6 protein-coding genes are annotated in these 14986 nt (G+C 55.5%); 1 reads left to right on the forward strand and 5 read right to left on the reverse strand.

The features are described from left to right. Nucleotides 1-6: 6 nt before the first annotated feature. From ACESLM_RS06835 to ACESLM_RS06855, 5 genes are all read right to left on the reverse strand, one after another. Nucleotides 7-1356 carry a glucose-6-phosphate isomerase gene (locus tag ACESLM_RS06835; RefSeq protein ID WP_372630814.1) on the reverse strand — a complete coding sequence of 450 codons (1350 nt, stop codon included), beginning with the start codon at nucleotides 1354-1356 and terminating at the stop codon, nucleotides 7-9. Nucleotides 1357-1578: 222 nt separating this feature from the next. Beyond that, nucleotides 1579-9726: an NPCBM/NEW2 domain-containing protein gene (locus ACESLM_RS06840; protein WP_372630815.1), complete on the reverse strand. Its 8148-nt coding sequence runs from the start codon at nucleotides 9724-9726 to the stop codon at nucleotides 1579-1581. 154 nt (nucleotides 9727-9880) lie between these two features. Next, complete coding sequence (locus ACESLM_RS06845) at nucleotides 9881-10690, reverse strand: carbohydrate ABC transporter permease (RefSeq protein ID WP_372630816.1); 810 nt, start codon at nucleotides 10688-10690, stop codon at nucleotides 9881-9883. Next, the gene (locus tag ACESLM_RS06850) at nucleotides 10687-11526 is read right to left on the reverse strand and encodes a carbohydrate ABC transporter permease (RefSeq protein WP_372630867.1); all 840 of its coding nucleotides are present in this window, start codon (nucleotides 11524-11526) and stop codon (nucleotides 10687-10689) included. The genes ACESLM_RS06845 and ACESLM_RS06850 overlap by 4 nt, the downstream gene beginning before the upstream one ends. Nucleotides 11527-11725: 199 nt before the next feature. Beyond that, nucleotides 11726-13066 carry an ABC transporter substrate-binding protein gene (locus ACESLM_RS06855; RefSeq protein ID WP_372630817.1) on the reverse strand — a complete coding sequence of 447 codons (1341 nt, stop codon included), beginning with the start codon at nucleotides 13064-13066 and terminating at the stop codon, nucleotides 11726-11728. Between the two features lie 206 nt (nucleotides 13067-13272). Here ACESLM_RS06855 and ACESLM_RS06860 point away from each other — a divergent pair, with 206 nt between their 5' ends. Continuing rightward, nucleotides 13273-14985, forward strand: coding sequence for a cache domain-containing sensor histidine kinase (locus ACESLM_RS06860; RefSeq protein ID WP_372630818.1), 1713 nt, complete (start codon nucleotides 13273-13275; stop codon nucleotides 14983-14985). Nucleotide 14986 lies beyond the last annotated feature (1 nt).

Below are 14986 nucleotides of genomic sequence, written 5' to 3' on the forward strand. Positions count from 1 at the left end.
ATTCGATTACAGTCTTGCTTCCAGCGCTTTCTTCTGTTCTTCGAAGCCCGGCTTGCCGAGCAGCGCGAACATGTTCTTCTTGTACGCTTCGACGCCCGGTTGGTCGAACGGGTTAACGCCGAGCAGGTAGCCGCTGACGCCGCAAGCGATCTCGAAGAAGTAGACCATGTAGCCGAACGTATACGGGCTCATGTCCGGCAGGTTGACGATCAGGTTCGGCACGTTGCCGTCGGTGTGCGCGAGCAGCGTTCCGAGGAACGCCTTCTTGTTGACGAAGTCGAGCGTCTGGCCCGCCAGGAAGTTCAAGCCGTCCAGGTCGTCTTCGCTCTTCTGGATCGTGATCTGCTCGGACACTTCGCCTACCTGGAGCACCGTTTCGAAGATGATCCGATTGCCCTCTTGGATAAACTGCCCCATCGAGTGCAGATCCGTGGAGAAGTCGACGGAAGCCGGGTAGATGCCTTTGTAGTCTTTGCCTTCGCTCTCGCCGTACAGCTGCTTCCACCATTCGGAGACGAAGTGCAGTCCCGGCTCGTAGTTGACGAGAATTTCGACCGTCTTGCCTTTGCGGTACAGCGCGTTGCGGACGGCCGCGTATTGGTACGCCTGGTTCTCGCTCAGGTTCGGGTTGTTATAAGCGGTAGCGGCGTCTTGCGCGCCCTTCATCATCGCTTCGATGTCGATGCCGGCGGTGGCAATCGGCAGCAAGCCGACAGCCGTCAGCACGGAGTAGCGGCCTCCGACGTCGTCCGGGATGACGAACGATTCGTAGCCTTCCTCGGTGGCAAGCACCTTGAGCGCTCCGCGGGCTTTGTCCGTCGTTGCGTAGATGCGCTTGCGGGCTTCTTCTTTACCGTATTGGTTCTCCAGCGCTTCGCGGAAAATGCGGAAAGCGATTGCCGGCTCGGTCGTCGTGCCCGACTTGGAGATGACGTTGATCGACCAGTTTTTGCCTTCGAGCGCTTGCAGCAGGTGCGTGACATAAGTGGAGCTGATGTTGTTTCCTGCGTAGAAAATTTGCGGAGTTTTGCGCTGCTCTTTCGACAACGTATTGTAGAAAGAGTGCTGCAGCATCTCGATCGCGGCGCGCGCACCGAGGTAGGAGCCGCCGATGCCGATGACGATCAGCGCGTCCGAATCGGATTGGATCTTCTTCGCCGCGCTCTGGATGCGGGCGAACTCTTCCTTGTCGTAATCGAACGGCAGATTAATCCAGCCCAGGTAGTCGGACCCCGCTCCCGTTCCGTTATGTAATTGCTCGTGAGCCAGCTTGACGGCCGGCGCCAGATTGTCTATCTCATGTTGACCGACGAATTGCAGTGCTTTGGAATAGTCGAACTGAATGGTTTTGCTCATTGCCATCTCCCTTTCTCTCTCGACCCTGGAAGGTCATGGGTCATGCATATTAGCTATAGGATACTGAATTATTGAACTTCATACAAGCGAACTTCGATGAAGGTTTGATGAAGATTGCCGTGTCCCCGGTTACCGCTTCCTGCTTTGTTCGGACGTCCATGGCTTAATTTCAAAAAGAAACGGCCGACTCCGCTATGCCGGAATCGGCCGTTTCCTTGAACATCACTTCATTCCATGTAATCGGTCAATGACCATGACGGCTTCGGCGCGGGTCGAAGTCGCCTCCGGCCTGAAGTTGCCGCCGCCCGTTCCGTTCATCAGCCCGAGAGAGACGGCCGAGCTTACGGAATCCGAGGCCCAAACGGCCACGTCAGCTTGATCTGCGAATGGGAGACTGGAAATCGCGCTTCCTCTCGTATCCTTGATTAATGCAGCGGCCCTGTCTATCATAACCGCCATTTCCTGGCGAGTAATGACCCCGTTCGGATCGAATCGGGCCGCTGTTTTCCCTTGAATAAGGCCCGCAGCACTCGCTATGGACACGGCATCGAAATACCATGCCTTTTCCGAAACGTCCGCAAAATCGGCTCTCCGGGAATTATCCTTCAAGCCAAGGCTCCGAATGAGCAACGCAGCGAATTCCGCGCGGGTAATAACCTTGCTCGGAGCGAACGCTTCCTCGCTTACTCCTTGCACGATGCCCCTCGCCGCCATTCTGCGAATCGCCGCTTCGGCCCAATGGCCGGCTGGAACGTCGAGATACTGTTTTTTCATTTCCAGTACCGCGTATTTGCTGAAATGGGAAACTTCCGCAACCAAATATCCGTTTACGGGTTCTCCGCCGATATAGTTCAGCGTTCCTTCGTCCGCGATGTAATAGATGGCTGCAAGATCGGCATCGACGGAAGAGTCCACTTTCATTCGAATCGTAATCGGCTTGTCAAGCCGAGATAACGGAACTGCGGTTTTGCCGTCTTTCGATTCCAGAACTAACGAGAGCTCGAAGACGGAGCCCGACGCTTTCCAGTGCGCGTTTCCTTTCGCTTGCTCCTTGGCCAGCAGCGCCTTGACAGACGATTCCGCGAGCGGTTCGATTTCCAGGACCAGCTTCGCTTCGCTCCGCTCGGAAGCAGGCAGCTGCGCCAGCCAATATTCGGCCATTTCTCCGGTGAAACCGATCGCAAGATCGCCGCTTCGGATCAGAATCTGGCGATCCCCCAGCTTTGCCGCGGCGTTCGCCGGAACGACAATCGCGTCCGCCGAAGCCGGTGCCGTCACGATGACGGCCTCTTTCCCTACAGGAGAGGTCAGCTCGGACTCTTGGACCGCATGGGGATTTTTCGGCTTGCCGTTGCCATTCCCGTTACCATTATTTCCATTATTGCCATTGTTGCCGTTATTGCCGTTGTTACCATTGTTACCATTGTTGCCGTTATTTCCGTTACCCGGCGAAGTATCCGTTCTTGCCGGAACAGCGACGGTTAACGGAGCGGTACTCGCTTTCGAACCGTCGGCGGTATTCGTCACTTCCAGTACAAGCGTTACGAGGGTTTCTTTACCCGGAGGCGTTACTTTGCCATCCAACGCGATCACGCTAGTATTGCTCGACGACTCAATGGCGATCTCGAAGCCCGTCGGTACGTTCGGCAGCGTCAGGACAATCGCATCCTTCGCCGGAGCCGCGATCGATGCGATCGCTTTTGCGACTTCTGCAGCGCTGCGCTCTCTTGGGATAATACGGGCGTCTGCCCAGTCTGCATGATCGCTATTCGTCGGATTGTTAACCGGCGTGCCCGCATCGTTCACGACAAGGGTCAGAACGTTAACCCCCGTAATGTCAACTTCGATCGGGATGCCGGCCACCGGGCCGCCGACAGCTTCCAGGGTCGGGCTCTTGTAGAGGGATACCCCGTCTCCAAGTACCTCGAACCACATCGTGCTCGGAGAGTTCAAGACGTTTTTCACGTCGTCGATGCCGATCACTGCCTTGAACAATCCGTACTTGCCTCCCAGCTCGTAGACGATCTCCGAAGTCGCATGGGTTCCGATCCCTTTTTCAAAAGTTTGGCCTTTAATTTTGATTTTGGTGCTGCTGCCGTTGATCGCGCGATCCTTCAGCGGAGGACGCCCCGACCAACCGCTCGTCGCGCTTACCCATTCCATATCGGACAAGTAAGCCGGTTCGTCGGCCGGATCCGGAAGCGTATCCGGGACGATCAAGTAAGCGAACGTAACCGCCGCGCTGTTCTCGTAGCCGTATTTGGCCGCGATCGCTTTGATTTGAGTGGTCGCGGATATTGCGATCGGGCCTGAATACCGCTCGCTCGCGGTAGTAGGGACTGAACCGTCAGTCGTGTAGTAAATTTCAGCGCCCTCCAAGCCGGACTCCATCGTCAAGACGACGGGGCTATCGTAGCGACCGGACGGCATGTTCCCGGTCGGTGCTTCCGCTTTCGGCAGGACGATCGCGTACGTCAAGACGGATACGGCGCTGTCCGCCCAGCCTTCCTTCAGCGCGATGGCTTTGATCGTCGTCGTGCGCGCGATCTCGATCGGACCTTCGTACTTCGTTGCGTTCCGGGTCGGCGTCGTGCCGTCCGTCGTGTAATAGATTTCCGCCCCTTCCGTCGCGGTACTTAACTCGATCGAAATCGGCTCGCTATACGTGCCAGGGTTTCGATCGGCTTGCGGGCCGATGACGGTCTGCGCATTGATCTGATACGAATAAGTCGCAAACTCGCTGTCCAGCATCGTTTCGCTTGCGGCGAATACCTTCAAATCGGCCGTTCGTTGCAGGATAAACGCTCCTGTATAGCGCAGCGAATCCCTCGTTGGCATTGATCCATCCAGCGTATAATAGATTTCCGTGCCCGGAGTCGCCGACGTCAGCTCGATTCTCAACGTCGTATCGTAGCTGCCCGATGGACGATCGCTGGAAGGAACGGCCGCTTTCTCCGCTGTTCCTGTAGCGAGCGCTTCCGCCACGACGGACAATCCGGCTTCCACAGTTGTTACGGCATAGCTGACTTTGACGCCGTTGACTGTTTTATGCTGTGCCGGACGTTCGACTCCGTTCACGCGGATCGTCGGGAAGTTCCCGTAGAAACGCGCTTCCCAAGCCAGCGGCTGCGAGCCTTGTTCATGGCTGAGCTCCGTCTTGGCGTTCCCCGTGTGCGCCACGCCGATCAGGTGGTCCCCAAGAGCTAGATGCTCCACGCGCACATCTGGAACTTCGCCGGCAAGCCTTGGGGCGGTGGCAACCTCATGCTTCGGAGCGTTCGGCTCGATGCCCATCACCCCTTCGATGACGTTGCCTATGATCGTATACGAGATTTCCGGATATTCCCCGTTCGTCAAAGTTCCTCTGCTAGCCTGTTCATGGCGGTAATCCTTCGTTTGCATCAGGAACTTGAGCCATTTCCATCCTTCGTTCACCCGGTTATACGGATAGAAAGTATCCGGCAAGTAGGAATAGGCTTCGATGTTGGCCGGAGAATTCGGCTTATCTAGCGTGGCCCTCGCGGTAGGGTTTGCATATTTCAAGCCGTCTCCGATCTGCTCGGAAATGTAATCCAGATAGTCCGCGTTTTTCTTGCCCGGCTCCGTAATGAGCTTCATCGGCATGAACCAGCTGTTCTCCTTGCCGAAATCGGTATACTTGGTAACATTGTCGACGTTAAGGGCCCGGGCGTAATTCCCGGATTCGTCTCCCGGCTTGACGCTCCACTCTTCGTTAAAGTAGCTCTTCAACGCTTCCGCCCGAGAGAATGCCGCTTCCGCCTCAGTCGCCAGGCCTTTCGCTTTGAGCATGTTCGCGTAAGCCAGGATAGCCTGGTACTGCGAACCGATACCGTCGCCCGCTTCGATGATCGGCTCGTCGCTTCTTTCGTTATAGCTCGCCGCCCCGGAGAAGATCCCTTTTCCGGTTCCTTCCGCGATGCCGTTGCCGTTCGTATCGTGCAACGCGATGTAATCCGTCACGACCTTCGTATAGAAATTCCACAGGTCGGGATCGTTGATATAGGCGTCGTTGCCGGTCCACAAATATTGTTTGTAGGCTTTCTCTACGAGCTCGAACTGAGCCGGTACTTCCCGCACGAAGTTCGTATCGCTTCTCCAGTCGATCGTATAATTCGAACCGTCGAAGTTATAGGCCCACAAGGTGTACCATTTCCTCGCCTCGGTCATCCCTTTGGCGAAAGTCCGGAACATGCTCAGGTTCTCGTTCTCAAGGCCGATCATATGAGCGCCCGGCGCCTGATGAACGAAGTCCCGGCTGTAGAATGCCGTCCGATGCTTGTATCCCGCCCAGTACGAAGGAATATATTCGAACGGTCCCGGTTGGCCTCCTCCGTTATTGACGTTGACCGGCCCTTTCTTGCCCGTCTGCACGAAGCTTAACGCCTGCCCCGTGGCCCATGCGAACGTATCGTTCAATAACGCGTTGGAGGATTGCAGCGTAATTCTGTTTTCCTTAGCGGGAACGACAACGCTCAGGTTTCCGGTCGAAGCCTTCGTGCCGTCGGAAGTCCGGGTCACTTCGAGAACCAGATTCACCGTCGTGCTCGCGGACGGAGGTACGATCGTACCGTCCAAAGCGATGACGTCCGGTTTGTCCGAGCTCTTAACGGCTACCGTGAATCCGGCCGGCACGGCAGGCAAGACCAGCCGGACGGCATTCGCAGCCGGAGCCGCAATTGTTGTCAGACCTTGGGCGACGACTTCCGCCGTATCGGTAGGAAGCTGGATCTGATAAGCGAAAGAAGCGAAATCGCTAGATTTCATGCCCTCTTTGACGGCGATCGCCCGGATGACGGTGATACCCTGGGGCAGTTGGATGGGCCCCGTATACAGCGTGCTCGCCTCGTTTGGCTCGGCCCCGCCGATCGTATAACGGATCGAAGCCCCCGGAGTATCCGTTGAAAGCGTCACCGTCTTGGCTTCGTAATACGTCTTGGACAGGACGTCGGCCTTCGGCGCGGCAACCTGCGGCAGCTCGACGCGGACGACCGAAGTTCGGCTATGACGTCCGTCCGACGTCGTTGCGGTGATCAGCGTCTGCCCTTCCGTAACGGCCGTTACGATGCCGTTCGAATCGACCGTCGCGATCGAAGGATCGACAGATGTCCATACGATGTCCCGGTTAACCGCGTTCAAAGGCTGGACCGTTGCGTTGAGGCGGATCGTCTCACTCGCCCGCAAGTCGACATGCTCCTTGTCAAGCGCAACTCCTGTGACGGCGTTCACGTCCGTTCCCGCAGGAACGATCGAGACTCCGCTGTCCGCCGCGAGTGTCAACGCCAGTTTGCCGTCAGCGACAGCAACGTTGCTTTGTTCCGCGACAAGACCGGCCACCGTCAGCTTGTAAATGTCCACGCTCGTAACGCCCGACCACTCGTCGGGGAGCGACCATACTTTCGATGCGTAACCCGCTTTACTGTAGGCAATGATCTCTTTGTCCGTTCCGGACCACAGCGCTGGGAGGAACACGTCGTCTCCGCTTCGCAGCACTTTGTCTCCTTGCTTAATCGTGACTTTGTCCCCGTCCATGTAGCTCTGGACGCCGCCGGAAAAACGTACCGTCATTCCGTCGTCCGACAGCCGCTCCAATCGATTCAAGTAATACCAAGGGAGCGTATTCAGCGCGAAGTCTTGCAGAAAGCCGTTCAAAGCGGTCAGATTGTTCTCCTTAACCCGGCCTTCTCCGAGCATCGAGAACCCGTAGCGGGCGTCTTGCCCGTCGCCCCCGGTGTAGAGGCTGGCCGGAACGTTAAGCGACCATTCTCTGGATGCGGCGATGCCCCGGAAGTGCCAGGCCATCGGCTGCAGGCCGACGAACGTCTCCGCAATGCCCTCCGCGTTCCGATAGCTATCGACGAATTCAGATGTCAGGTCGAAGCCTTGATCGCGCCAATATTGGTAGATCTTACGCATCGTTTTCACTTCGTCGGCATTCGTATACCCTTCTCGCGCCTGATGCCATCCGCTCAGCTTCAGGTTTTTGCCGGTCGGATTGGTCGAGCTTGGAATCACGAGATGGAAGGCGTCCGAGTGAATCGTCCGTCCATCCTTCAGCGGAGGAAGCATCTTGATCAGATCCTGGATCCGCTGCTGCAGCAGCCCGGAGTTCCAATCGCGATAATACGAGATCGCGTAGCTTCCGCCGTAGATCGTATAATCGCCTTCTTTCACGACGTTACCGTTGTACGTACCGGCATCCGCCGCTCCGACCTTGCCGATCAGATCGGCTGCGACGTACGTATCCCACAGCGGACTGTCCGGGAACGCGGTCGTCATGTTCAGATGCAGGCTGATCGTCGTGTTGTACTTCTTCGCCTCTTCCATCAGCCAGATCAGGCTATCCTCGGCCGTCGCGTCTTGAGGCCTTTTCAGCCCCTTGTTGACTTCGCTCCAAGCCGGATACTTCGAATCGTGGCCTTCGAACTGCCAGCCGACTAGGTAGACGATCTTCGGAATGCCCCGCGTAAGGCTGTCGATTTTCTTTGTCGCCTCTAGCGCCTGATCGAGCGTCAAGCTGACGGCGCCGTCCCGGGCGAGAAAATACTTCATGACGAGCGTCTTGCTGTAATCGATATAGAACGGACGAACGATGACGTTCATCGTATCTTCCTTCGTTTTGCCGTCGGCGGTCACCTTCGCTTTGACCTTCGCCACGCCGCCCACCCATTGGCCGGAAGGGTCTTTAACCGGATGCACGATACCGCTCGCGTCGACAGTGGCGACTTCGGCTTCGCTGCTCTTGTAGGTCGATTCAATCGTATATTCAACCTGTACGCCCGGATCGTTCAGATTGACTTCGCTTCCGTCTCCGTTCACGGCTTTGACCAATAACCGTGCAACCTCTCCCGGATTCAAGAGCGGATTGATTTCGATTTTGTCGGCGGAGAGCTCCACCGTTTTCAGCCCCGGATCCAGCAGCGTAAAATGAACCGAATAGGTCGTAGAGCGTTCTCCCTTAGTTATCGTTATCGTTGTCGTTCCGGGCAGCGAGTCCGCGGGAACGATCTGAACGGACGCTTCCGGATCCTCCTGCACGACCGTTACTGTCGGGACAACCGTCGTTCCCGTCGGCAGCTCGACGTCGTACTCCTTCACTCCCCGAAGGAATCCCGCCAAAGGCGCCCCATTCACGGAGATCCCGCTGAGCAGCGTTCCTGTAGGCTCCGCCTTCTCCAAACGCGCGTCGGCCCAGTTCCCCCAGTCGCTGTTGTTTGTATCGTTGGCGTCCGTAACCGTAAGCTCCAGGGAGTTGACGCCCTCCACCGGGATGTCGATCTTCTGAACGTCTGGATGCTCGTTCGACATGACCCCGCTGTAATAACAAACCCGTCCGTCGCATTTGACGAAAAATTCAACCGACGATTGCGGCGTATCCGCTCGGCCGATGCCGACATCGGCCTTGAACCGGCTGTACTGGCCATTCAAGTCGTACCGGATGACGGAGTTGGCGTGCGTGCCCAAGCCTTTCGCATACGTCTTGCCCATCATCGTCATCGGGCCGCCGCCAATGTTCAAATCCTTCTGGACCGTTTTCCATCCGCTTGTCGCGGAAGTCCAGGAGAGATCGCTTAAATAGACGACGTTTTTCAGCTTAAAGGCGATTTTGTAGATCGACGTTTCCGTCCCGTTCGCGACCGTAATTATCGTTGTTCCGGGCACGGAGGCAGCCGGCTGAACCGTCACTACAGCGTTGGGATCCAGCGCCGTCGCGGTCACTGTTGGCACCGGTCCGCCTTCTTCGACTTCAACTGCGTAATCGAATACGTCCTGGGCGAATCCGGAGATCGGAACGTCGTCGATCCGAAGCTCGGACAGCATGGATGCGGCCGTTCGGACTTGAATCAGCCGTGCGTCGGCCCAGTTCGCCCAGTCGTTCGAGATGCCGTCGCCGGAGTCGGTCGCGAGCAACCGAAGCGTCTGTACGCCGGCGACCGGGATATCGATCGGCGCCGACGGGTTGCTTGCCGTCAGCTTGCCGCTGTTGAACAGCTCCGTGTTGTCGCCGTAGACGGCGAAGGTCACGCTTCCGGCGGATTTGGAAGCGTCCAGTCCGGCGATCGCCTGAAATCGGGAATATCCGCCCCCAAGCGAGTAAACGATCTCCGAATTCGCGTGCGTGCCAAGCCCTTTGGCGTACGTCGCTCCTCCGACGAGCCTGATCGACCCGGAGTTCACGTTTTTGTCCTTCTGAACGGGATGCTTATCCCATCCGGACGTCGCCGAAATCCAGTTCAGATCGCTCAAATAAACGGCTGTTTCCGTTCCCGCCGCTTTGGCTCCGGGAACCCCCGACAGGCCCCCCGGAAGCAGAAGTGCGAAAGTCAGGATTAACGCTAGCCACTTCTTCATACGACACTCTCCTCACCAATGAATGTAAGCCTTAATAATTGTAAGCGTTTTCCTTGAAGGGGCCACAAAACTCTCAGCCAGTCGAATACCGCGAAATCGGCAATTTCCCTGCCTATTCACGGTCCGACCGGCCTTGTCTCTCGAAAGAGGCCGCTTAGCCCTTGACCGCCCCGTCCGCCATCCCTTTAATGAAATACTTTTGCAGGAACAAGTACGTTAACGTCATCGGCAGCATCGCGATGAGGCAGCCCGCCGCGACCCAGTTGATGTTGCTATGGTACTGCGTAATAAATCCGGACAATGCGACGGGAATCGTCTGCACGCTCGGTTTCTGCAGGAAAAACACCGAGAACTGATAATCGTTCCAGATCTGCACGCCCAGCACGATGACGAGCGTCGCAACGATCGGCTTCAGAAGCGGCATCACGATCCGGAAGAAGATCGAGAACCGACTGCAGCCGTCGATAAGCGCCGCTTCGTCCAGCTCCTTCGGAACGGTGCCCATGAACCCCGTCATCAGGAAGATCGAGAGCGGAAGCGCGAATGTCACCTGAACCAGGATAACAGCCCAGTATTGATTCATTCCTCCGATGTCGACCATGAATTTGTACAGAGGAACGAGAATCGTCAAGCCCGGCACGATCAAACAGGAAATGCTGAGCATGTAGATAAAATTGTTCCAGCGCGTCCGGTGACGGGCAAGAGGGTACGCGGCGAACGAGCCGATCAATACGACTAGCACAATCGCTCCGATCGTTATGATCAAGTTGCTCGACAGCGCCCGCGACAAGTGAGCCTCCGTCCATGCGCTTGCGAAGTTGTCGAAGGAAAAAGCCTCCGAAGGTCGCCACTTGCTGCTCGTATCGGTGATTGGTTTGAAAGAAAGATTGAGCAGCAAATAAAATGGCACGAGATGGAGGGCTACGATCGCCGCCAGAAGCAGGCGGCCGGCGATTCGGCTCATGCCCGCACCTCTCTTCTCCGCAGCCCGAACAGGACGAACAGACTGATGAAGCAGATGACGAGGAACATTACGTTGCCTAGCGCCGCCGCGTAACCTGCGTCCTGTCTAGCAAAGTACAGATTGTACATCATCGTGGACAGCGACTGCGAGGCGTAACCGGGACCGCCGTTCGTGAGCGCTACGATCACGTCGAACAGCTTCAGGCCGCCGATGATATTTAGCACGACGTTGACGGTGATCGCCGGAGCGAGCAAGGGCCACGTCACGTTGGCGAATTGCGACAGCCAGCCTGCCCCTTCGATCTGCGCGGCCTCGTAATACTCCTTGGAGATCGATTGCAGCCCCCCAAGGTAGATGATCATTGCAATCCCCATATACTGGTAGGTGTTGATGAATGTAATGATCCAGACCGCCCGGGGACCGTTCGCCAGCCAATCTACGGGCTCCTTGCCGAGCAAGACGACCAGGTCGTTTAACGCCCCTCCGTCGTACTGAAACATGAAGTAGAAAATATATCCCATAATGAGCGGGCTAATGATAACCGGCATGTACACGATCGTCCGGACGAATCCCAGGCCGCGAATTTTCCGATCCAGGAACAAAGCGTAGGCTAGGCCAAGCAGATTTTGCAGCAGCGTGCTCCCTAGTCCATAGATCAATGTGTTCTTGAAAGTCGTAATAATTTTCTTATCCTGGAACATCAGCTCGTACTTTTTCCAGCCAATCCAAGCATAATCCTGGGAATACCCGTTCCAGTTCGTAAAAGAGATTTGGACCCCTTTGGCGAGCGGGTACAGGATAAATACGCCGAACAGAACCAAAGCCGGCAAATACATCAGATTCAAGGCAGAAGCCGATTGAAAATACTTGCGGACGAAACCTTGATTCGCCGCCGTTTTCGTTGCGGTACGTTCTATTGCGGGTGATGACGGCATGGTTCCTTCTCCTCCAATCCCTGTCTCATCGTCTTTAAGTCCGAGGTCGGCCGCCGGCAGCTGTAAAGCCGCATCGGGGACGGCCCCGGACCTCCTCCGATTACTGGGCTGAACGCAAGCGCTCGTATTCCAGTTTCATATTTTCGGAATACTCGCGAACGGTGATTCCGCCGGCCAGCAGGTCTTGGCCGTTCTTGCACATGACGTCCCACATTCCGTTAGGCAGGTAGACGCGATCGAAATAAGGAATGACGCGCAGGTCTTTGTACTGTTCGAAATCGTCGGTTAACTCTCCAGCGTCGATGGTGACGCCTTTGAGACCCGGTGGCAAAATTTGCGACGTTGCGACCTTCGCAACGTTTTCCGGCTTGGCGTAGAAAGCGACAAACTTCTTGGCCGCTTCGAGGTTCGGAGAATCTTTCCAGACCCCCCAGGTTGATTTCTCACCGCCGGCCAGCGTAGGCTGGTCGCCCGCCGCGATGGACGGAATCGGCATCAGGCCGCCCTTGAGGTTCGGGTTGATTTTCTTCGCTTCGTCAATCAGATAAGGTCCGTAAATCCCGAAAGCGGCTTTACCTTCAGCAAACGCTTTCGCGGAATCCGTATACTTGGCGGTCAGAACGTCTTTGTTCAAATACCCTCTCGTCTGCATATCAAGGAACATTTGCGGCAGCTTGTCGAATTGAGCCCAATCGAACGTGCCATCCAGGAACTGGCTCGCATTGTTTTTCTCCGCGCTGATGAATGCCGGAGTAGCGAAGAAATCGAAAAATTGTCCGATCGGCCAGGAGTCGGCTCCGCCGATATGGAAAGCCGTGACTTCCCCGTTGCTCTTCGTCTTGATCGTTTCGGCCGCTTGAATCATTTCATCCCAAGTTTTAGGAACCGCAATGCCGAACTTCTCCAGCACATCTGCATTGTAAACTGGACCGGATTTGTCCTGATCCATCGGGAGAACGTACACTTTGCCGGATTCGTCGGTTACTGCCGGCTTAATCGCCTCGTCGATCTGGCTTACCCAAGCTTCGTCTTTCAGATCCGCCAAATAATCGGCATAGCGAATTTTCGACCATCCGTGAGTGGAGAAGACGTCCGGCATTGCGTTAGACGCCATTTTAACTTTCATAATGTTCTCGTACTCCGCTCCCGGAGCGGAAAATTCGACATTAATATCCGGATTTTCCTGCTCGAAAGCCCTTGCAATATCCTCCAGCACTTTGGCTTGCTGATCGTTGATGTTCGTCATGACGTTCAGCGTGACCGGCTTGCCGCTTCCTGTTTCCGCGGATGCCGATTCACTCGGAGAAGCGCTTGGCGATTCGGCTACGGATGCGCTCGGCGATGAAGAAGCCGAACCGTTACCGTTGTTCGACCCGCAAGCCGCGAGTGCCGAAGTGAGCATCAGAGAGCCGGCGAGCAAAAGCAGTTTCGTTTTTTTCATGTCCATCCCCCTATGTGGTCGGTGTGTTGTAGGATTCTCTCCTTACGAACCTTATCATAAATCGTTCGGCCCCTCTTCGACATGATGCAAATCTACAATGAAAGCGCTCTTTTCTACACTAGTCCGAATATACGTTGACCCTTGCAGCGGATCGGGCTATGTTTATTAAATAAGAAAGGAAGATTCCTATGAGGCTTTTTCAGACGTTGAGATTTAAACTTACGCTTCTTTATTTGCTGTTCATCGTGGTGCCTTTCGTCATTTCGGCATTCGCGCTGCCTTACTATATTCAAGGATTGCTATCGAAAGAGACGCAGACGTTGACAAGCGGAACTTTGAATGCGCTTTCTCGAAATATCGAAACTTATTTAGACGATCTGGACCGCCTGTCCACCTCTCCTTACCTGAGCGACGATGTCATGACCGCGCTGAAAATCAAAGCCAATAATCGATACGAGACGGCGAATGCCTACATTCGTTTGGAGACGGATCGAGCCTTGACCGGAACGCTGCCGAACTACTTGATTAACACGCGTCCGGACATTCTGAGCACGATCATCATTCCGAACGATGGGCGTCCGTACTTGACGAGCAAGTACAGTCAGTTCGACCTCGTGAACGATTTTCCTTTTCAACAGGAAGAGTGGTTTCAGGCCGCGGTGGAGGCGAACGGCAACGCTGTATTTACCAGCTTGCACGCGCAGAACTACTTGTCGAACTCGAAGGCGCCGCAGGTGTTCTCCGTCGCCCGGCTGATCAGGGACCCTGACACGAGAAAACCTCTGGCTGTCATCGTTGCGGATGCCGACAAAAAGATTTTGGAGAAAATCGCCAAGGACATCGCGTTTAACGTCTCTTCCACCGTCGTGATTCTCGACCAGAACCAACAGGTGCTGTATGCCAACAACTCGTTGCCGGATGAACTGCGCGCGGGGCTCGCCAGCTTCAAGCACGGCGACAGTTATTCAAGCGCTGCCTTTACGGGGATTTCGCGCTCGATCGCCCCTGCGGATTGGAAAATCGTCGTATTCTTGTCCAATGAAGAACTCAATTCCAAAGTTCGCTGGATTTATGTCATCGCATTGCTGCTGTCTGCCGGGGCTCTGCTCGTTACACTGGGCGTTTTCCTCTATTTCTCCCGTTGGATCGTCAAGCCGTTCAAAAAAATGAACTCCATCATGAACAAAGTGAAAAAAGGAGATATGTCCGAAAGGTTTCTTGCAAGAGGACGGGACGAGATCGCCCAGCTTGGCATTTCCTTGAACAACATGATTTCCCGGCTTGACGAATTGATCAACCAGGAACTAAGAATGAAGATCGCCCAGAACAACGCGGAGTATCGGGCGCTGCAATCGCAGATTCAGCCCCATTTTCTATACAACACGCTAAACGGCTTCATCGGCTTGAATCGGGAAGGCAAAAGCAAAGAACTGGAGAAGGCGATTCTGTCACTTAGTTCGATGATGCGCTACAGTCTGGAGGAAAACCAGCAGTCGACAATCGAGAGGGAATTCCGGTTTCTCGAAAGATACGGCGTTCTGCAGCAGCTCCGCTTCCAGGAGAAACTCTCCGTACGCATCGAATACGACGAATCGCTGGCCACCCTCTCAATTCCGAAAATGCTGATCCAGCCGCTTGTCGAGAACGCGATCATTCATGGCGTCGAGCCCGACGATAAGTACAATCACATCGAGGTTACCGCGCAATCGACCGTCAAAGACGGCCTCCGCATCGCCCGTATTTCGGTCCGGGATGACGGCGTAGGTTTCGATACCGGGGCCGGATCCGCTTCGTCCCGGATCGGCCTCAGCAATGTCGAGGCACGTTTGAAAATGCATTACCCGTACGCTGCGTTCAGGCTGGAAAGCTGTCCCGGACAGGGCACTGCCGCCATCATCGAGATTCCTCTAGGAGAGTGAA

It is taken from the genome of Cohnella sp., from assembly GCF_041641335.1.
Lineage (GTDB): Bacteria > Bacillota > Bacilli > Paenibacillales > Paenibacillaceae > Cohnella.